17 protein-coding genes and 1 other RNA gene are annotated in these 19,566 nt (G+C 65.6%); 17 read left to right on the top strand and 1 reads right to left on the bottom strand.

From position 1 onward, the window contains the following. The first annotated feature begins 264 nt into the window (after positions 1 to 264). From ssrS to V5F77_RS23095, 6 genes are all read left to right on the top strand, one after another. Positions 265 to 418, top strand: a non-coding RNA gene (ssrS, locus tag V5F77_RS23120) — 6S RNA. Between the two features lie 100 nt (positions 419 to 518). Continuing rightward, a complete protein-coding gene (locus V5F77_RS23115) occupies positions 519 to 1,073 on the top strand; it encodes a 5-formyltetrahydrofolate cyclo-ligase (RefSeq protein ID WP_429007706.1) in 555 nt (184 codons plus the stop codon). A 1-nt stretch (position 1,074) separates the two neighbouring features. Further along, positions 1,075 to 1,899 (top strand): TIGR00282 family metallophosphoesterase, encoded by an 825-nt coding sequence (locus V5F77_RS23110; protein WP_429007705.1) that lies wholly within the window; start codon positions 1,075 to 1,077, stop codon positions 1,897 to 1,899. A 142-nt stretch (positions 1,900 to 2,041) separates the two neighbouring features. Further along, the gene (locus V5F77_RS23105) at positions 2,042 to 2,788 is read left to right on the top strand and encodes a YebC/PmpR family DNA-binding transcriptional regulator (RefSeq protein ID WP_429007704.1); all 747 of its coding nucleotides are present in this window, start codon (positions 2,042 to 2,044) and stop codon (positions 2,786 to 2,788) included. Positions 2,789 to 3,080: 292 nt separating this feature from the next. Then, positions 3,081 to 4,043 (top strand): glycosyltransferase, encoded by a 963-nt coding sequence (locus V5F77_RS23100; protein ID WP_429007703.1) that lies wholly within the window; start codon positions 3,081 to 3,083, stop codon positions 4,041 to 4,043. A 187-nt stretch (positions 4,044 to 4,230) separates the two neighbouring features. After that, entirely contained in the window at positions 4,231 to 7,761 is a 3,531-nt protein-coding gene (locus V5F77_RS23095; protein WP_429007702.1) for a glycosyltransferase, read from the top strand. A 188-nt stretch (positions 7,762 to 7,949) separates the two neighbouring features. On the opposite strand, the gene V5F77_RS23090 is transcribed toward V5F77_RS23095, so the two are convergent. Next, positions 7,950 to 8,363 (bottom strand): MerR family transcriptional regulator, encoded by a 414-nt coding sequence (locus V5F77_RS23090; RefSeq protein WP_429007701.1) that lies wholly within the window; start codon positions 8,361 to 8,363, stop codon positions 7,950 to 7,952. Between the two features lie 337 nt (positions 8,364 to 8,700). Here V5F77_RS23090 and V5F77_RS23085 point away from each other — a divergent pair, with 337 nt between their 5' ends. The 11 genes from V5F77_RS23085 (at position 8,701) to pal (ending at position 19,366) form a co-directional block, all read left to right on the top strand. Further along, positions 8,701 to 11,151: a tetratricopeptide repeat protein gene (locus V5F77_RS23085; RefSeq protein WP_429007700.1), complete on the top strand. Its 2,451-nt coding sequence runs from the start codon at positions 8,701 to 8,703 to the stop codon at positions 11,149 to 11,151. A gap of 80 nt (positions 11,152 to 11,231) precedes the next feature. Then, entirely contained in the window at positions 11,232 to 11,741 is a 510-nt protein-coding gene (gene ruvC, locus V5F77_RS23080) for a crossover junction endodeoxyribonuclease RuvC (RefSeq protein WP_429007699.1), read from the top strand. A gap of 47 nt (positions 11,742 to 11,788) precedes the next feature. Then, complete coding sequence (locus V5F77_RS23075) at positions 11,789 to 12,232, top strand: DUF1772 domain-containing protein (protein WP_429007698.1); 444 nt, start codon at positions 11,789 to 11,791, stop codon at positions 12,230 to 12,232. Positions 12,233 to 12,242: 10 nt separating this feature from the next. Further along, positions 12,243 to 12,860 (top strand): Holliday junction branch migration protein RuvA, encoded by a 618-nt coding sequence (gene ruvA / locus V5F77_RS23070; RefSeq protein WP_429007697.1) that lies wholly within the window; start codon positions 12,243 to 12,245, stop codon positions 12,858 to 12,860. 58 nt (positions 12,861 to 12,918) lie between these two features. Beyond that, positions 12,919 to 13,953 carry a Holliday junction branch migration DNA helicase RuvB gene (ruvB, locus tag V5F77_RS23065; protein ID WP_429007696.1) on the top strand — a complete coding sequence of 345 codons (1,035 nt, stop codon included), beginning with the start codon at positions 12,919 to 12,921 and terminating at the stop codon, positions 13,951 to 13,953. Positions 13,954 to 14,030: 77 nt separating this feature from the next. Further along, entirely contained in the window at positions 14,031 to 14,558 is a 528-nt protein-coding gene (ybgC, locus tag V5F77_RS23060) for a tol-pal system-associated acyl-CoA thioesterase (protein ID WP_429007695.1), read from the top strand. Positions 14,559 to 14,781: 223 nt separating this feature from the next. After that, positions 14,782 to 15,579: a protein TolQ gene (gene tolQ, locus V5F77_RS23055; RefSeq protein WP_429007694.1), complete on the top strand. Its 798-nt coding sequence runs from the start codon at positions 14,782 to 14,784 to the stop codon at positions 15,577 to 15,579. Between the two features lie 6 nt (positions 15,580 to 15,585). Further along, positions 15,586 to 16,038 carry a protein TolR gene (gene tolR, locus V5F77_RS23050; RefSeq protein WP_429007693.1) on the top strand — a complete coding sequence of 151 codons (453 nt, stop codon included), beginning with the start codon at positions 15,586 to 15,588 and terminating at the stop codon, positions 16,036 to 16,038. An 11-nt stretch (positions 16,039 to 16,049) separates the two neighbouring features. Continuing rightward, the gene (locus V5F77_RS23045) at positions 16,050 to 17,000 is read left to right on the top strand and encodes a cell envelope biogenesis protein TolA (protein WP_429007692.1); all 951 of its coding nucleotides are present in this window, start codon (positions 16,050 to 16,052) and stop codon (positions 16,998 to 17,000) included. 36 nt (positions 17,001 to 17,036) lie between these two features. Then, entirely contained in the window at positions 17,037 to 18,398 is a 1,362-nt protein-coding gene (tolB, locus tag V5F77_RS23040) for a Tol-Pal system beta propeller repeat protein TolB (protein WP_429007691.1), read from the top strand. Between the two features lie 473 nt (positions 18,399 to 18,871). Continuing rightward, positions 18,872 to 19,366: a peptidoglycan-associated lipoprotein Pal gene (gene pal, locus V5F77_RS23035; RefSeq protein WP_429007690.1), complete on the top strand. Its 495-nt coding sequence runs from the start codon at positions 18,872 to 18,874 to the stop codon at positions 19,364 to 19,366. Positions 19,367 to 19,566: the final 200 nt, after the last annotated feature.

Here is a 19,566-nt window from a genome sequence, read left to right as displayed (position 1 = left end):
TATACTCTTTATCTGTAACCCATTTTTCACGTTCAAAAAATGATCTGAATTCTTCGAGAGAAAGAAGGCAGGCTTGTGTTTCGTGCCAAGTTTCTGCGAGAGATGAATATTCGATCAGGGCCATTTGATACCCATGAAAATGAGATCATTTAATCGCAGTAGATTGTATTTTTGCTTTTCAGCAGCCGGAACGCAAGGTGCGTATGTGAATTTTCCGCGCCAGCCTCTGGCATGGCCTGCCGAGGCGGCTTACATTGTAGTTAAGCGGGGCTGCGGGGTTCGTTAGGAGACTTTTCCCCGGGGCCTTATCGATCCTAAGGGAGCTGTACCTGACCTTGCCCGTGGGCTTGGACAAACGGCGCCCACCTACGCTGTAGGTTTCCCGGGATCGACCTCCGACGGCTTTTGCGGCTCCGCCCATGATTTTTTCGCCTTCCCGTCCCGGTTCCCAGGTCCCTGGGGGATCTGTTCCAGCCTCAGGGCCGGACGAGTCGTCCAGACGGGAGGCGAAGGCGGCCCTGCGTAGCGCGGCGCTCGCCCGGCGCGCCGAAATGGGCGAGGACGCCCGCTCGCACGCTTCCCAGCGCGCCGCGCTCACTGCCATGTCCCTGCTGCAGGATGTGCGCGGCCGCGTGGTCTCCCTGTTCGCCCCCTTCCGCGATGAAATCGACACCGCCCCGCTCGCGGCCTTGCTGTGGGATGCGGGGGCGGTTGTTACCCTTCCGGTGGTGCTGGGCCGGGACGCGCCCCTGCTGTTCCGTCGCTGGCGGGCCGGCGACGTGCTCGATCTTGTCGGCGCCTACCGCATCCCCACCCCTTCGCCCGATGCCCCCGAGCTGGTGCCGCGCGATCTCATCGTGCCGCTTGCCGCCTTCGATGCGCGTGGATTCCGCATCGGCTATGGCGCCGGCCATTACGACCGCACCCTTTCCGGATTGCGCGCGCGGGGGCCGGTGCGGGCCTTCGGCTATGCGTTTTCGTGCCAGGAAGTGCCCCTGGTGCCCGAAGAGCCCCATGACGAGAGGGTGGAGGGGATGATAACGGAGGCAGGAGCGTTTCTCTGCGGCGGTTGATATGCGTATTTTGTTTCTGGGCGATGTGGTGGGCCGGCCCGGCCGCGATGCCGTGACCTCCCGCCTGCCGGGCTTGATCGCCCAATGGCAGTTGGACCTGGTGGTGGTGAACGGCGAGAACGCCGCCGGCGGCTTCGGCATCACCGAATCCATTTATGAGGACTTCCGGGCCGCCGGGGCCGATGCGGTGACGCTGGGCAACCACGCCTTCGACCAGCGCGAGGCGATGGTGTTCATCGAGCGCGTCGATGGTTTGGTGCGGCCCGCCAATTATCCCGCCGGCACCCCCGGGCGCGGGGCCATCCTCGTGGAAGCCAAGAATGGCGCGCGGGTGCTGGTGGCCAACATCATGGGCCGCACCTTCATGGATCCTCTCGACGATCCATTCGCCGCGCTCGACCATGTGCTGGAGGGGGCCGAGCTTGGCCATATGGTGGACGCGGTGGTGGTCGACTTCCATGCCGAGACCACCAGCGAGAAGCAGGCGTTCGGCCATTATTGCGACGGACGCGCGAGCCTCGTGGTGGGGACGCATACCCACGTCCCGACTGCCGATCACCGCATCCTCTCCGGAGGTACCGCCTTTTGCACCGATATCGGCATGTGCGGCGCCTATGATGGCGTGATTGGCATGGACAAGGAGGAGCCGCTGCGGCGCTTCACCCGCAAGATCGGCTCCGGCCGGTTTGAGCCTGCCAGCGGGACCGCGAGCCTTTCCGGGCTTGCCGTCGAGACCGACGACCGCACCGGACTTGCCGTGAAGGTCGCCGGGGTGCGCCTCGGCGGGGTGCTTGAGGAGGCGCGTCCCGCCTTCTGGGAAAGCTGACCGGGTGGAATCCTCGTGGGGCTTCCTTGCCCTTCGGCCACCCGCCGACCTATAAGGCCGGCTTCATACAAAAAGGCCCGGCTCGAGCGGCGCCGCCAGATGGATGCGCGGAGTCGAGGCCAAACAGATATCGGAGGCGGTCATGGCCGGACATTCACAGTTCAAGAACATCATGCACCGCAAGGGCAAGCAGGATGCGGTGCGCTCCAAGCTGTTCTCCAAGCTGGCGCGCGAAATCACCGTGTCCGCCAAGATGGGCCTGCCTGATCCCAGCATGAACGCTCGCCTGCGTGCCGCGATCCTGGCCGCCCGCGCGGAAAACATGCCGAAGGACAATATCGAGCGCGCCATCAAGAAGGCCGGCGGCGCCGATAGCGAGAATTACGAGGAGATCCGCTACGAGGGCTACGGCCCTGGCGGCGTCGCCGTGATCGTCGAGACGCTGACCGATAACCGTAACCGCACGGCGGGCGAAGTTCGCTCCTATTTCACCAAGTCCGGCGGCAACCTTGCAGAGACCGGCGCGGTTTCCTTCATGTTCGACCGGGTGGGCCTCATCGAGTTCGATGTCGCCAGGGCCAGTGCTGATGCCATGTTGGAAGCGGCCATCGATGCGGGCGCGGACGATGTCGCGTCCTCCGAGGACGGGCACGAGGTGATCTGCGCGGTGGAAAACCTCAACGAGGTCCAGCGCCAGCTCGAGCTGAAGTTCGGCGAGCCGCGCAAGGCCGGCCTGGTTTGGCGGCCGCAGAACAACATTGCGGTGGACGACGAGACGGCCGAGAAGCTGCTGCGCTTGGTCGAGTCGCTGGAAGACAATGACGACGTCCAGAGCGTCACGGCCAATTTCGAGCTGTCCGACGCCATGGTCGCTAAAATGACCGCCTAGGATGGGCTTGGGCGGTGGTATCTTCCCTCGGAGGAAGCTAAAAGATACCTCCGTTTATGTTATCCTGGCGTCACAGAAGCCTGGGTAGTTACCCTCTATCGCGTCGAGTCCGCGCGCGTGTAAGATCAGGTGACAACGGCTTGTGTGCGTATCCGGCTGAGGTCGGATACACTCCAAAGGAGCGAGCGTGTCGGGGCGACGGCGAGTTTTGTGCCTGATGGAAACGCTGGGGGCTCACCAGCCGAATGCGTGCGCATATTTGCGCATCCTTCTGCCGCTCACGAAATCAATCGTGAAGGACGAATTCGACATCGTTTTCAGCGATATAGACAATTATCAGAGCTTCGAGGCCGATGTCGTCGTCACGCAGCGCGTCGTGCTGAAGACGCTCAAGCGCGCCGAGAGGCTGGTTTCCTTTTGCGAGCGCAAGGGTGCGCGCCTGATCTACGATCTCGACGACGATCTCCTGTCGCTGGCCGCGGACCATAGCGAGCATGCCTATTACCAGCAGCTTCGCCCCATGGTGATGTTCCTGCTGCAGCAGGCGGACGAGGTCTGGGTCTCCACGGCCGCCCTCGCAGCACGGCTTGCGCCGATTTCCGACCGAATCACGGTGATCCAGAACCATCTGGACCCACGCATCTGGCGTGCGCGTCAACCTGTCGCCGCCCCGGGGCCGATCCGGTTGCTGTTCATGGGGACGATGACCCATCAGTCTGACTTCGGCACGCTCCTGCGGCCCGCCCTGGATCAGGTCCGCGCGCGCACCGACCGGGAGATTTCGCTGACCCTGGTCGGGGTCTTGCCCTGCGATGCTGTGCGCGAGGGCTGGCGAGCGATCAAGCCTCCCGACCAGATTAGCCTGTCCTATCCCGCCTTCGCCCATTGGCTGCAACAGCAGGGACCGTTCGATATCGGCCTTGCCCCTTTGACCGAAAGCGTCTTCAACGGCTCGAAGAGCTGGCTGAAGTTCCTCGAATACTCGGGACTGGGCCTCGCCACCCTCGCCAGCTCGGTCGGAGAATATCCGCAGGCCATTGTCGATGGCGTCAACGGGCGGATCGCGGCTCCTTCGGTCGAGGCGTTCGGGGAGGCGCTGTATTCTCTGGTCTCAGACGAGGCGTTTCGTTTGGAGCTTGCGGGCAATGCGGCGCGGTCGGTCGCCGACAGCCTCGCCGTGGCGACTCATTGCGAACCCCGTCTCGACCGGCTGCGCGACTCGCGCTTCCGCGGCCTCGCGGTGGCGGCGCAATAGGAAGTTGTATTGACGTATGCGGCAACGAATGTCCGGTGGTTCGCCCAACCTTCACCTTCCTTCGGTAAGGGCGTAACCGGGGCTTGCCAGGTGGGGCGGCGGAGCGATGCGGGCCCCAATCGCATAAGGAAAAGTGTCTGTGCTTGACTTCGGAAATTCATGGAGCGCAGGCGGATCGGAGACTGGGATGAAGGGCGCTTCGTTGACGTTGGGGATCTCCCTCACGGCCCCAGCCTTTTTCGAGCCCACTCGCGTTGCTGCACCAGCCGACTTCGTCGAGCATTTCCCCTTCTGTTCCTGGCTCATCGACATCCTGCGCCCCCGGCTGATCGTCGCGGTGGGAAGCCGCACCTCCAATCCGCACCTCTCGTTCCTGGATATTGTCGCGCAACTGGGCGCGCCGGTGCGGTGCGTTGCCGTTTCGGGCTGGGACGCGAAGGCCCCCGGAGAAGCACGACCGCCGTTCGGCACCAGCTTTAATCGCGCCGATGTGCGCGTCTCCGAACTGGTGGTCGAATCGGCGGCCAAGGCATATGCCGGCTTCACCGCAGGATCCGTCGATCTGCTGTGTTTCGACGCGGTGCCGCGCGGGGAGATTGACGATACCGTCCTCGATCATTGGTTGAGCCGCCTTTCCCCATCGGCGATTCTCCTGCTGCACGGTCTGGAAGCGCCGGGCGCGGCGCCTCTTTGGCGCACCCTGCGCGTCCGCTACCCCAGCTTCGTCTTCCCCCAGGGCCAGGGCCTGGCTGTACTGGCTATGGGCGAGCGCCTTCCGGCGCCGCTTCAGCCGCTGTTCGACCCCCTCGCTGCTCCGGGCTTTGAGGCCGATGTTCAGCATGCCTTTGCCCGGCTCGGCAAAACTCTGAAGGCCGTGCTGCCTCCGCACATACAGCGAGCGTCGCGGGAAGGGGGCGATGGGCAGCAGTTGGAGCGGTTGAGCCAACAGCTGGATTCCGAACGGGAGCGCGCCGATTTCCTGGCGCTGGAAGCCTCCAGGCTGCGCAGGCAGGTGCAGGACCAGACCGCCGAACTGCATCATGTCGAGCTTCAGCTGTTCCAGAAAGAAGGCCAGCTCGTGCACCTGGCACAGCGGCACCACTCTCTGACCTGGCTTTCGCAACGCATGGGGCGGGCGATCCGGCTCGTGATGCGCCGGCAATCCGGCCGCCTGGCGAAGCTGTTTGGCATTACGACCGCCTCCTACGTCATCGCGAAGAACCGCAAGAAGATCGCCCGCTCCAACCTGTTCGACGCGGTCTATTACCTGCGCCGCTATCCCGACGTGGCCGCCGAGGGCACCGATCCGCTCACCCATTACATGCTTCACGGCGCAGCCGACGGGCGCGATCCCAACCCGGTCTTCCGCACCCGTTGGTATGAAGGGCGCTACCCCGACGTGGTCGCACTGGGTGAAAATCCGCTGCTGCATTATGTCCAACACGGCAGCAGCGAAGGACGGATGCCAAGCCCGGACTTCGATCCACGCTGGTATCTGACGACCTATCCCGATGTCGCAGCCCTCGGAATGGACCCCTTGCTGCATTTCCTGACCCACGGCCGGGGGGAAGGGCGGACCGGGGTTCCACAGGTGGAAGGCGAGGGCTTGGGGTTCCTCAAGCCGCATCGGCGGAACAAGCTGGAAATCGGCGATTTTATCGCCTCCCCCGTTCCCCGCTTCGATCCGGCCCTGCAGATCATCGACGACGTGGCGGTGATTCTCCCGGTCTATTCCGGATATGCCGAAACCCGCGCCTGCATCGAAAGCGTGCTCGCCTCGCGGCGCCAGAACCAGACCTTCGACAGGCTCATCATCGTGGACGATTGCGGTCCGGAGCCGGAACTGCGGGCCTATGTCCGCGACGTGGCGGAGTCCACGCCCGGCGTCGTGCTGCTGGTGAACGACGAGAACCAGGGCTTCGTCGTCAGCGTCAACCGGGGCATGATCGAGGCCGGCGCACGTGACGTGATTCTGCTGAACAGCGACACGCTGGTGCATGGCGACTGGGTGGACCGGATGGCCGCGCACGCCGCCGCCGATCCGCACCTTGCGACAGTGACGCCCTTCTCCAACAATGCCACCATCTGCAGCTATCCCGAGATCGGAGAGGGCCGTGGCTTGCCGGAAGGGGTCACGCTGGCCCAGATCGACGACGTTTGCGTGCGTGTCAATGCCGGACGCGCGGTGGAGGTGCCGACGGGCGTCGGTTACTGCATGTTAATCAAGCGCGCCTGTCTCGAGGACGTGGGGCTGTTCGACGAACGGGCGTTCGGCAAAGGCTACGGCGAGGAGACCGATTTCTGCTGCCGGGCGAGCATGGGTCCGTGGCGCCACGTCATCGCCGGCGATGTGTTCGTCTATCACGCCGGAAACGTGAGCTTCGGAAGCTCAAGCCAGATCCGGAAAGAGGAATCGGCGCACCTGATCCGCGCGCGCCATCCCTCCTATGAGCCGGCGGTTTCCCGCTGGGTGCGCGATGATCCGGCATTCCCGCTGCGGCTTGCGGTCGAAGCCTGCCTGATCCGCGATACCGGTCTTCCGGTGATCCTGCACGTGCTGCATCCCTGGGGCGGCGGCACCGAAAAGCAGGTGGTGGACCTGATGGTCGCGACCGCCGGGCGGGCCATTTCCCTCGCGTTGATCGTCACCCCGCCAAATGCTGGTTCAGTGGTGCCGGGAATTGCATTATTCGTCCCGAATCAGGAAGGTGGCCGGCGCATCGAAATGCGCGTCAACCGACTCGGCGATATTGCGCGGGTTCTGCGCGCCTTCGGTGTGCAACGGGTGCACGTGCACCATGCCTTGACCGCCATGGACGAACTGGCGCCCTTCCTCGCAGTCATGAACCTGCCGTACGACGTTTCGGTCCACGATTACGCCCTGATTTGCCCGCGGATCAATCTTGCACAGCGCGGGAATTATTGTGGCGAGCCGGACGAGCAGGGGTGCCTCGCCTGCCTGGCCGCCGACCCGAAGCCGTTTTCCAGTGAGATCATTTGGTGGCGCGAACGTGGTCTCGGCCTGATCAATGGAGCGGAACGGGTGATCTGCCCGTCGCGTGATGTGGCCGATCGTATCCGCCGCTATGCACCGCATGCCCATCTGATGGTGGTGCCGCACGAGCCGGCCCTGTACCGGCGCCCGGCCCCGGTGATGATGCCCCCCCTTGACGCGGACGAGCCCTTGCGGGTCGCTACGCTGGGCATTCTCGCGGAGCATAAAGGCGGTGTCTTCCTGCTCGATTGCGTCGAATATAGCCAAAAGATTGGCGCGCCGCTGGAATGGACGGTGATCGGCGAATTCCCGAACAAGCTCGACATCCGCGCCGCCGGCTTGCGCACCACGCTCGTCGCGACCGGGCGCTACACACCGGACGCTCTTCCGGCGCTGCTGGCGAAGAGCGATCCGCATCTGATCTTCTTCCCCCAGCATTGGCCGGAGACCTACAGTTTCACGCTCAGCGAGGCGTTCGCGGCAGAGCGCGCGGTGCTGGTGCCACCCCTCGGCGCCTTTACCGAACGGGTCGAGGGAACAGACGGGGCGATTGAATATCCGCTGTCCGCGACGCCGAAGGATATTGTTGAGATCCTGCTTGACCTTCGGGCGCGCCTTCTCGATCCCGCGCGAGGCCCGGCGAGTCTCGTTCCGGCAGTGCCGGGACTTGGCGAAACTTGGGAAAACAGGGACTTTTACCAGTCCGCTTATCTCACGCCCTGAATTTAGGCGGAGACTTGCCAGGGAGCCCGTCGCGGCCTAGTGCGCACACCCTGCGGGGCGACCCTGTCATGAAGGCGCCCGCGCGGGGGACGCGCGGGCTCGCTTCCTTTTCCGACCGGAACTGAATTCCGACCTTAACGGTGCGCCGACTCAGGCGACGTACCCTCTCGACCCGGAGGCGGGCCCCATCAGGCGGCGAGGCGGTCGGCGGTTTCGCGCAGTTCGAGGATGGCGGCTTCGATTTCCGTGCGCTGGCGTTCAAGCTGGGACAGCTGAGACAGGCAGCGGTCGCGCGTCAAAGCGAGATCCTGCACGTTCTGCCCTTCATGGGCGGCAACCAGGGAGCGGATCTCCGCCAGAGTGAAGCCGAGGCGCTTACCCTTCAGGATGACGGAAAGGCGCTCGCGGTCCGCCGCCGAATAAAGCCGCGCGAGGCCCTCGCGACGGGGGCTCAAAAGGCCCTTGTCCTCGTAGAAACGCAGCGCACGCAAGGTGACACCGAACTCGCGGGACAGATCGCCGATGGTGAAGACATTGGCGATGGCGAAAGTCCGTTCGGTCTGCGGAAGGCTCTCGCGAAATTCAAAACCGTTCGCGTCCATGCACACTCTCCTGAAGGTGGTCGCGATCGAGGATGGCAATTGCGCCACTCAACGACCAAGGCCTGCAAGTGATTTGGGAACCGGGGAAGGCACGACGCACTACCAAGCGGCGCTTGGTGAGCCGGCTCCCTCGCTTCATTTGCGAACATAGGCAAAGCCGGCTGTCGCAGGGAGAAGGTTGCAGGCTCCGTTAGGGAAAGTAACCGTTACGCGGCTCGGCCAATCCCTGCAAAATCGGACTTTAACGCGCTGTTTACCAAAACACGTCAAAGATTCGGGCTGTCTTCTCCCGGCGTTGCTTTTTTGCTTCGCCCCATCCCAGCCGCAGGAGGCGGGCATGGACCATCAGGAAAACGCCGCTCGGAAAATCTGGATTCGCCCGGATCTCGATAGCGATCCACAGGCGGGCCGCGCGCCTGTTTTCGACCCGGCACGCGAGATATTCGCGCCCTCGGCGATCGAGAGCTTGCGCTCCGAGGTGGAGCGGCTGCGCGAGGATCTTCGGCAGACGGCGCCCCGCGCCGCGGTACGGGAGATAGGACGGGTGCTCACGCACCTGCATGGCCAGATGGTCGAGGTCCAGGCGGTGGAGCCCGCTCGGATCGCCGCCGACCTCAATGACATCAAGCTGTGCCTCGGCATCCTTTCCGCTGGGGAGCAGCAGAAGGATGGCCTCGCGGCGGCCATCGACGGGCTCAGCCACAAGGTCGACCTGCTGAAGGCGGAAGCGGTCGAGCCGGAGGCCTTGGCCCGGCTCCAGGTCCAGACGGCGGAACTTAAGGATCTTGTGGGGCGCGCTCTGGACGAGGGCAGCGCTCTTTCGAAGATCGACGCCAACTCCCGGGCGGACCTCCTCCGCGTTGGGGAAGACGTGGTGCAGCGCATCGAGGTCACGGGGGCGGCGATGGAGCGCTCGACCCGCGATCTGATCGCAAGGCTTGACGGCGCCTCGGGCCCGGATTCGGCGAGCGAGGCGATCCAGCAGCAGCTGACCGAAGTGAAAGTCCGCCTGGCAGATTTGTCGGAACAGATGGGCGCCGCCGTCGGCTCAAGCCCGCTGGCGGAAAAAGTTTCGCTGTTGCTAGAGCGGCTTGAGCAGGGGGGCCCGCAGGCCGACGCGCTGCAGCCCCTCGCCGATGCCCTGGAGCGCCATGTTGCCGTGCTTGCGGAGCGGGTTCAGATCAGTGCCGAGCATCAGGCGCGGCTTGATGGCATCGAAGCCAATCTGCACGCGCTGACCGAGGAATTGGAGCGGTTCCGGCATGCCTCGGCAGACGTTTCGGCCGAAGCGGTGCAAGCGGTGGCCATGCGCCTGTCCGCCCGAGACGACGCCCCGGCAGTGATCGGACTGAAGCGCGGTCTTGCGGCACTGGAAGCGCGCCAACAAGAATTCGAGCGTCGCACCCAGGATTTCTTTGCCGCCGAGGCAGAGCTGGGGCTGCACGACCTCGCGGAACAAGAGATGGTGCGCCCGCCCCGCCGCGCGTCCGAGCCGACGCAGGAGCGCGAGACGCAGGAACGCAGCCCGCAGGGTGCGGGACCGCAGGATTTACGGGCGGACCCCGGCCCGCGCTTCGATCCTACCCGCCCCGTGTTCGACGGAACGCCGGACGAAGCCGACTTCGAGATGTTCGAACCGCAGGCCGTCCCCGCCACTGCGGCCGAGGGTGGCCAAGCAGAATCCCCGGCCGGTCCGTCGATGCATACGGCCCCGGTGGTGGAGCCGGTGACCCGGCCGATCCTCGCCAAGCGGTCCGCGTGCGTGGCACGTGAGGATCGCGCCATCAGCAAAGCCCGGAGCACATCACGGAAGCGGGCAGTCGTAAACGACAAGAAGCGTGGCATTCCCGCTGCCGGGCGTGCAGCCCTGATTGCCGCGGCCCTCGGTGTCGCGATTGTCGGCGCGGTGCAGGTGTCTGGACCTGCCTCGACTTTCGCACATGCGTTCGGACATGCGGTGGCGACCACTGCCGCCCAGGTTGCGGCGAGCCTTGAAGCACGGGCGGCGATGTCCGCACCGCGCGTTGCTGTTGGCCCGGCCGGCGCAGCCGTCGCCGCCGCCGCGAAGCTGGACACGCCGCCGCCGGTGAATGCGCCGCCCCTCAGCGCCCTTCCCCCGCCGATCGGCGCGCCCGCACTGCGCGCGGCAGCGCTCGGGGGCAATGCATCGGCCGCCTATGAGGTCGGCATGCGCTATACCGATGGCAAAGGCACGGACATGAACCCCGTGGCCGGCGTCAAATGGCTGTCCTATGCGGTGTCCAAGGGTTCGGTTCCGGCCGCGTTCCAGCTCGGCAGTCTCTACGAATACAACAACCGCGATTACGAGCAGGCACGCGCGCTCTACACTTGGGCGGCGGAGCGCGGGAATTTGCGCGCCATGCACAATCTCGGCGTCCTGGCCTCGGAAGGTGCCGACGGCAAGTCCGACTGGCCCGGCGCGATCCATTGGTTCCGCATGGCCGCCGACCGTGGCCTGCGCGACAGCCAGCACAATCTCGGCGTGATCTATTCCCGCGGCCTCGGCGGCGCGCCGGATCTGGGCGAGGCCTGGAAATGGTTCGCCCTTGCGGCGAACCAGGGGGATTCCGAGAGCGCACGCAAGCGGGACGACGTCGTCGGCCGCACGGATGCGGAAACCTTGCGCCGTGCCCAGGCCGCCGTTGTCGCCTTCACGCCGATCGCGGCAGATGTGGCGGCAAACGCATCCCAGAGCCCGCCGGAATGGAACCAGCCGAGCGCGGACGATGCCGCACCGCGCACCGTCTCGGCAAAATCCAGCAGCTGACGACCCCTCGGCGGCGCGCGCTGCGGGTGCGCCGCGCGATCCCCCTCGCAGTGCGCGCTTGCCTCGCGCATGCTGGCACCATGAGACAACATGCGATTCGGATCATCGGGCTCGATCCCGGCCTGCGCCGCACCGGCTGGGGGGTGATCGAGGCCGAGGGCTCGCGTCTGACCTTCATCGCCTGCGGCACCATCCTGCCGCCCGAGAGCGCGGCGATGGCGGTGCGGCTGGCGACCCTGCACCGCGAATTGTGCGCCGTCGTCGCGGCCCACGCCCCCGACGAGGCGGCAGTGGAAGAAACCTTCGTCAATATGAATCCGTCCTCTACTCTCAAGCTCGGCCAGGCGCGCGGCGTGGTGATGCTCGCGCCGGCGCAGGCGGGGCTGGAGGTGGCGGAATACGCCCCGCTGCTGGTGAAGAAGACCGTGGTGGGCGCCGGCCGCGCGGAAAAGGGGCAGATTCGCATGATGATCGGCGTGCTGCTGCCCAAGGCGACGCCACAGACCGAGGATGCGGCCGATGCGCTCGCTGTCGCGATCACCCATGCCCATCATCGCGGCGCCGCTGCGCTGCGGCGCGCGGCGCTGTAGAATGCGCATCGACCGCGGCAGATGCGGGTGCGATGCGGGGGACGATCATGGTGTGGGGGCAGCTTGCTCTGGTGGACGCGGCCCTGTTCGCCGGCGCCGCCTTCTATATCAACGTGGCGGAGCAGCCGGCGCGGGCGACACTCGATCCGGCCGCCCAATTGCGCCAGTGGAAGCCGGCGTACAAGCGGGGCTTCGCCATGCAGGCGACCTTGGCGCTTCTCGGGTTCATCCTCGGCAGCGTCGCCTTCGCCCTGTCGGGGCAATGGCGCTGGATGGCCGGCGGGGTGCTGATGCTGGCCAATTGGCCGTTCACGCTGATCGCCATCATGCCCACCAATCGGCGGCTGCTGGCGACCGAGGAGGCCCTTGCCGGCGCGGAAAGCGCGCGCCTGATCGCCAGCTGGGGGCAATTGCACATGGTGAGAACCGGGCTCGGCCTCGTCGCGACTTTCGTTTTTCTCTGGGCCTCGCTGAGCAGCCCGGGCGTTTGAAGGCCTCATCATGATCGGCAAGCTCAAGGGCGTCATCGACAGCTATGGCGAGGATCACCTGATCCTCGACGTTCATGGCGTCGGTTATCTCGTCCATGCCTCCACCCGCACCCTCCAGGGCCTGCCGCAGGCGGGGGAGGCGGCGGTGCTGTTCATCGAGACCTTCGTGCGCGAGGATATGATCCGCCTGTTCGGCTTCCAATCGGAAGCGGAACGCGAATGGTTCCGCCTGCTGCAGGCGGTGCAGGGGATCGGCAGCAAGACCGCACTCGCCATCCTTTCCACGCTGAAGCCGGCGGAACTCGCCCAGGCGATTGCGCTCGGCGACAAGGCGACGGTTGCGCGGGCGCCCGGCGTCGGCCCGCGCGTGGCGACCCGCATCGTCACGGAATTGAAGGACAAGACACCGGCCCTGTCGGGCTTCGATCCCGCCTTGGCCCAACTCGCCGGGGAGATGGCGGGCGAGCGGGTGTCGGCGCCGGTTGCGGATGCGATTTCCGCCCTCACCAACCTCGGCTACGGCCAGCCCCAGGCCGCCGCCGCCATCGCTGCGGCAGTGCGCGGGGGCGGGGAGGGCGCAAGCGCGGAAACCCTGATCCGCCTGGGCTTGCGGGAGCTGGCGAAATGATCCCCGCCCGGTGTCGTGACCTGCTAGATTTCGCCACTTCGCGATGGCACAAGGCCCCATGAACCCACGCCTCCTGACGCCGGAACAACGCACCGACGATACCGCCGACACGACGCTGCGGCCGCAGCGGCTGGCGGATTTCGTCGGCCAGGCGCAGGCGCGGGCGAACCTCGAAATCTTCATCAAGGCGGCGCGCGCCCGGCAGGAGGCGCTGGACCACGTGCTGTTCGTCGGCCCGCCCGGCCTCGGCAAGACCACGCTCGCCCAGATCATGGCGCGGGAGATGGGTGTGGGTTTCCGCTCCACCTCCGGCCCGGTGATCGCCAAGGCCGGCGACCTTGCTGCGATCCTCACCAATCTGGAAGAACGCGACGTTCTTTTCATTGACGAAATTCATCGTCTGTCCCCGGCGGTGGAGGAAATCCTCTATCCCGCCATGGAGGATTACGAACTGGATCTGGTCATCGGCGAGGGGCCGGCGGCGCGTTCGGTGAAGATCTCCCTGCCCAAATTCACCCTGGTCGGCGCGACCACCCGCTCGGGGCTCTTGACCACCCCGTTGCGCGACAGGTTCGGCATTCCCGTGCGGCTCGGCTTCTATACGGTCGAGGAACTGGAGTTCATCGTCACACGCGGCGCGCGGGTGTTCGGCATCGGCATCGCCCCCGACGGCGCGCGGGAGATCGCCCTGCGCGCCCGCGGCACGCCGCGCATCGCCGGCCGGCTGCTGCGGCGGGTGCGCGATTTCGCCCTTGTCGCCGAGGTAGAGCGCATCGATCGCGCCATCGCCGACCGTGCCCTCTCCGCCCTGGAAGTGGACGGCGCCGGCCTCGATGCCATGGACCGGCGGTATCTCAATGTGATCGCGGAATTCTATGCCGGCGGTCCGGTGGGCGTCGATACGCTGGCGGCGGCGCTCTCCGAGCCGCGCGACGCCATCGAGGAGATCGTCGAGCCGTTCCTTGTGCAGAAGGGCTTCATCCAGCGCACGCCGCGCGGCCGCATGCTGACCGCAGGTGCCTATCGTCACCTCGGGTTGCCGGAGCCGCAGCGTCCATCCTCCGCCTTGCCTCTCTTCGACGAGGAAGAGTAGGTCTTGGGCCCATTCCCGCTTGTGGCTGCGGGGGAGGGGCGGCGGGGGCTGACCGGCGCTAACCCGAGAGAGGTGGCATGAAGAACGACATCAGCGGCGAGCGCGCGACGGCACCGGGCGAACTGGAGGCCTATCCCCATCTGGCGGGGCGGCTCATTCCCGGTGGCCACGCGCTGGGCCTGCGGGTCTATTATGAGGACACCGATTTCTCCGGCATCGTCTACCACGCCAATTATCTGAGATTCATGGAACGCGGCCGCTCTGACTATATTCGCCTATTGGGCGTGGCCCAGGGCGAATTGTTCGCCGAGGCGGCTGCGGAGGCACCGGGCTTTCACTTCGTCGTGCGCTCCATGCAACTCGATTTCCTTAAACCCGCGCGCATCGACGATGTGCTGGAGGTGGTGACGCTGTCCAAGGAAGTGGCCGGCGCATCCATCATGCTCGGCCAGAGCGTGCGGCGGCACGGCGAATTGCTGGTCAGCGCCAATGTGCGGGTGGCCTTTGTCTCGCAAGGGCGCGCGCGGCGCATTCCTGATGCCCTGCGCAAGGCCACGCTGGCTGATGCCGACGTTGCGGCAGGGGGCGCTGCAGCGCAGCGCTAACGCTTCCTTAAGCATGATCGTGTGTTCTCTGTGCGTGCGTCGCGGTGTCTGCCGCGGCGCGGCGAAAATCCAGCGCGGTCAAAGTTTGGACAGAGTCCGCCGGTCAAAGGACCCGGACCCTGGGAAATGGAAGCTGCAGGCGCCCGGGTTGCAACTTATGCTGCGACGCGGTGCCAAGCCGAGGATATGAGATGATGTCTGGCGTGATAGCGCGGTGCGGCCGATGAAGCGGCTCCTCCTTGCGACGGCGGCGCTGCTGGCTCTGTCCTGCGCCACCGCTTTGGCCCAGGGGACGGGCAATGCGCCGCCCCTGGCCGCCCCGGTCGCCAGCGGCGCGCTTGATGCGCCGAGCGTGAACATCTCCCTGATCAGCCTGTTCATGCAGGCCCACATCGTGGTCAAGCTGGTGATGCTGGGCTTGGTGGCGGCCTCGGTCTGGGTGTGGGCGATCGTCGTCGACAAGACGCTGCTGTTCGGCCGCACCCGGCGCGCCATGGACACGTTCGAGCAGGCCTTCTGGTCCGGCCAGAGCCTGGAGGATCTTTACCGCTCGCTTGCTGGGCGCCCCAACCACGCCATGGCGGCGATTTTCGTCGCCGCCATGCGGGAGTGGAAGCGTACCTATGAGGGCGGCGCGCGCTCCTTCGCAGGTCTCAACCAGCGCATCGAGAAGGTGATGGACGTGACCATCGCCCGCGAGATGGAACGGCTGGAAAGCAAGCTCCTGGTACTGGCGACGGTCGGCTCTGCCGGCCCGTTCATCGGCCTGTTCGGCACGGTATGGGGCATCATGACCTCGTTCCAGTCCATCGCCGCCTCGAAGAACACGAGCCTTGCAGTTGTGGCACCGGGCATTGCCGAAGCCTTGTTCGCGACAGCGATGGGCCTCGTTGCGGCCATTCCCGCGACCATTTTTTATAACAAGTTCATCTCCCAGGCGGGCCGGCAGGCGCAGCGTCTCGAAGGCTTCGCCGACGAGTTCTCGGCGATCCTGTCGCGCCAGATCGACGAACGGGGCTGACGCGCCATGGGGATGTCGGCAGGTGGCGCGGGCGGATGGCAAGGACGGCGCTCGCGCCGACGGCGCCATGCGTCGGTGATGGCGGAAATCAACGTGACGCCCATGGTGGACGTCATGCTGGTGCTGCTGATCGTGTTCATGGTGGCGGCGCCGCTGATGACCGTCGGCGTGCCGGTGGACCTGCCGCAGACCCAGGCCAAGTCCGTGGACCAGGACAAGGACCCGCTGACCATATCGGTCAACGACAAGGGCCAGATCTTCATCCAGGACACCGAGATCAAGATCGACGACCTGGTGGCGAAGCTCCAGGCGATCGCCAAGAACGGATTTGACGAGCGCATCTTCGTGCGCGGCGACAAGAAGGTTGACTACGGCACCGTCATGCGGGTGATGGGCCGCCTTTCCGGCGCCGGCTTCAAGCGGGTCGCCCTGGTGACCGAGGTCGAACAAGGGGGTTGAGAAGGATCAGGATGCGCGTCGGATTAACCGCATCGTCCATAGCGCACGGGGCTGTCCTCGTGTTCGCCTTGGTGTCCTTCTCGGGCCCGAGACCCTTTGACACGCCTCCCACCGAGACCGTAGCGGTGGACGTGATCTCCGCCTCCGACCTGTCGCAACTCACCAAGGGCAACCAGAAGGGCCAGAAGACCGAGCCGCCCAAGGTGGTGGCCGAGAAGGTCGATACGCCCAAGCCCGCCGATAATCCCGAGTTGAAAGTCACCGAAAAGGCCGAGGTGCAGCCGAGCGCGGCGGTGCCGCCGCCGCCTCCGCCCAAGGTTGAGGAACAGAAGCCGACCCCGACGCCGCCCAAGGCCGAGAAGCCGCCCGAGCCCAAGCCCGAGCAGCCGAAGGCCGACGAGGCGCTGAAGGCCGAGCCGAAGAAGGAAGAGCAGAAGCAGGAGGCCAAGGCCCCGCCGATGCCGCCGAAGAAGCCCGATCCGCCGAAGGAAGTTCCCAAGCAGGTGGCGGACGCCAAGACGCCGACCGACCAGAAGTTCGATGTCGACAAGATCGCCGCATTGCTGGACAAGCGCACGCCCCAGCGCAACGCGGCCTCGGCAGAGCAGGTGTCCCATACCGCATCGCTCGGCGCGCCGGCCGGTGTCGCCGCGACGCTGACGCAGAACGAGTTGGATGCATTGCGCGCGCGCTTGAAGGAATGCTGGAACCCGCCGGTGGGTGCGGCCGAGGCGCAGGATATCCAGGTGCTGATTCGCGTGAACTTCAACCAGGACGGCTCGGTCATCGGTGCGCCGGCCCTGATTTCCGGGTCCGCCTCCCCCTATGGCCCGGCGTTCGCGGAAAGCGCCATCCGTGCCATCCGCCGCTGCTCGCCTTATTCCTTCCTGCCGCCCTCGAAATATGAGGCGTGGCGCACCATCGACATGACCTTCACGCCGCGCGACATGTTCCGCGGCTGAGGCGTTCCGCACCCGATCTGCCGAAACGAGAAAAGAATGACCCTGCTGAAGCGACCCGCACCGTACGAGGCCTCCGGTACCCTGCTGTCCCGCCGCGCTCTCATGACGGCGGGCGGCGGTGCCGCGGCCGCCCTGGCTCTCGGCGGCCTCGCCGCTCCGGCGCAGGCCGCGCTGAAGCTGGACATCACCTCTGGCACGCCCCAGCCGATCCCGATCGCCATCACCGATTTCATCGGCGAAGGCGAGGTGGGGCGTGGCGTCAGCCAGGTGGTGAGTGCCGATCTCAAACGCTCCGGTCTGTTCGCACCCATCGAGCCCAAGGCGTTCGTGGAGAACATCACCAATCCGGACCAGGCGCCGCGCTTCCAGGATTGGCGGGTGATCAATGCCCAAGGCCTGGTCACCGGCCGCGTCACGCGCCAGAGCGATGGACGCCTGAAGGCCGAGTTCCGCCTGTGGGACGTGTTCGCCGGCCAGCAATTGCTCGGCCAGCAGTATTTCACCCAGCCCGAGAACTGGCGCCGGGTCGCGCATATCATCGCTGATGCGATCTATGAGCGGCTCACCGGCGAGAAGGGCTATTTCGATACCCGCATCGTGTTCATCGACGAGAGCGGCTCGAAGGAGCGGCGCATCAAGCGGCTCGCAATCATGGACCAGGACGGCGCTAACGTGACCTATCTCACGCGCGGCGACGATCTGGTGCTCACGCCCCGCTTCTCGCCGACCAGCCAGGAAATCACCTACATGTCCTACGGGCGGGCGGACCCGCGGGTCTATTTGCTGAACATCGAGACCGGGCAGCGCGAGATCGTCGGCAATTTCCCCGGCATGAGCTTTTCGCCGCGCTTTTCGCCGGACGGGCAGCGGGTCATCATGAGCCTGCAGCAGGGCGGCAATTCCAACATCTTCGTCATGGACCTGCGTTCGAAGACGACCACCCGCCTCACCGATGTGGCGGCGATCGACACGGCGCCCTGCTATTCCCCGGACGGCCGCCAGATCTGCTTCGAGAGCGATCGCGGCGGCACCTCGCAGATCTACATCATGGGCGCCGACGGTTCGGGCGCACGCCGAATCTCGTTCGGCAATGCGCGCTATTCGACGCCCGTCTGGTCGCCGCGCGGCGACGTCATCGCCTTCACCCGGCAGGCGGAGGGGCGGTTCGGCATCGGCGTCATGAAGACCGATGGCTCAGGTGAGCGCGTGCTGACGGAAGGCTATCATAACGAGGGACCGACCTTCGCTCCGAACGGGCGGGTGCTGATGTTCTTCCGCGATCCCGCCGGCGCCGCCGGGCCGCAGCTCTTCACCATCGACGTCACCGGCTATAACGAGCAGCGCGTTCCCACACCGAGCTATGCCTCCGATCCGGCCTGGTCGCCGCTGCGCTCCTGAGCCGCCCTATGGCGGCCCTCGGGCCTCCAGCTGTGTTGCCATTGCGCAACACACTCAGGGAAACACATTCCATGCTTTCCTGCCGCGTTAAGGATAATGCCCTGATTTCAGGAGCTTGAGTGCGCCCGCCGAGGTGGCGGGGGTAAGCATTGGCGACTGCCTTTTGCGGCGCATATCTTCGCCTTGATGATGCCACGGGCCGGCACCACTGCTGCATCCGTCGCACGTGGGATATGGCCTGCGCGCGGTTTCGACGACCGGCTGTCGGCCGCCGCTGGACGCCAGGCAAGATTTCCCGGTGTCTCGCTGCGTCCGAAGTCGCTCATCAAACGTTAACCACGAGCGACGGTATCGGCCTTTGAACGGGTCCGCGCCGCGCTCGGAGAACGCCGGACCGGGCCTGCGGAACCTTCGCTTAATAAAGCGGCTGTTACACGAGGTCTCCGGTTCGCGTTGAGAAGGGAGTCACCGGAATGCGTTTCTTTGGTTTTGCTCGCGGCTTCCGGTTCGCCGCTCTGTTTGGGTTCGCATTGGCGCTCGCCGCCTGCGCCAACACGCCTGATCCCAATGCCGCAGGTGCGGGCGGGGCAGGTGGGCCTCCCGGTTCGCCGCAGGAATTCGTCGTGGCGGTGGGTGATCGCGTGTTCTTCGACACCGACCAGACCGACCTTTCGCCCCAGGCCCGCGCGACGCTCGATCGCCAGGCCCAGTGGCTGCAGCAGTACAGTCGCTACAGCTTCATCATCGAGGGTCATGCGGACGAGCGCGGCACCCGCGAGTACAATATCGCCCTTGGCGCCCGTCGCGCCCAGAACGTGCGCGACTATCTCGCCTCGCGCGGCATCGATCCGGCGCGGATGCGGACCATCTCCTACGGCAAGGAACGGCCGGTGGCGGTTTGCAACGACATTTCCTGCTGGTCGCAGAACCGCCGCGCGGTGACGGTGCTGAATACCGGCGGCTCCTGATCCGTCATGCGACGCTGACGCCTCCCTTCGGTGGAGCCGGTGCCTTCGGGTGCCGGCTCTTTCGTTTAACAGTCCAGGATGCGAAACCCGCTCCGGTCCATTGTCCGGGGTCACACTTTGGTCGCGATCCCTCGGCAAAGCTGCATCAGATGCGGGGCTTTATCAGATGTCCCTGACTTCAACCTCTTTCGCGATTCGGA

Origin of the sequence: Roseixanthobacter psychrophilus (assembly GCF_043195195.1) — a bacterium.
Classification (GTDB): Bacteria; Pseudomonadota; Alphaproteobacteria; order Rhizobiales; family Xanthobacteraceae; genus NCEH01.
The sequence above is the reverse complement of the archived record's forward strand: the minus strand, read 5'-3'. Positions and strand labels throughout refer to the sequence as shown.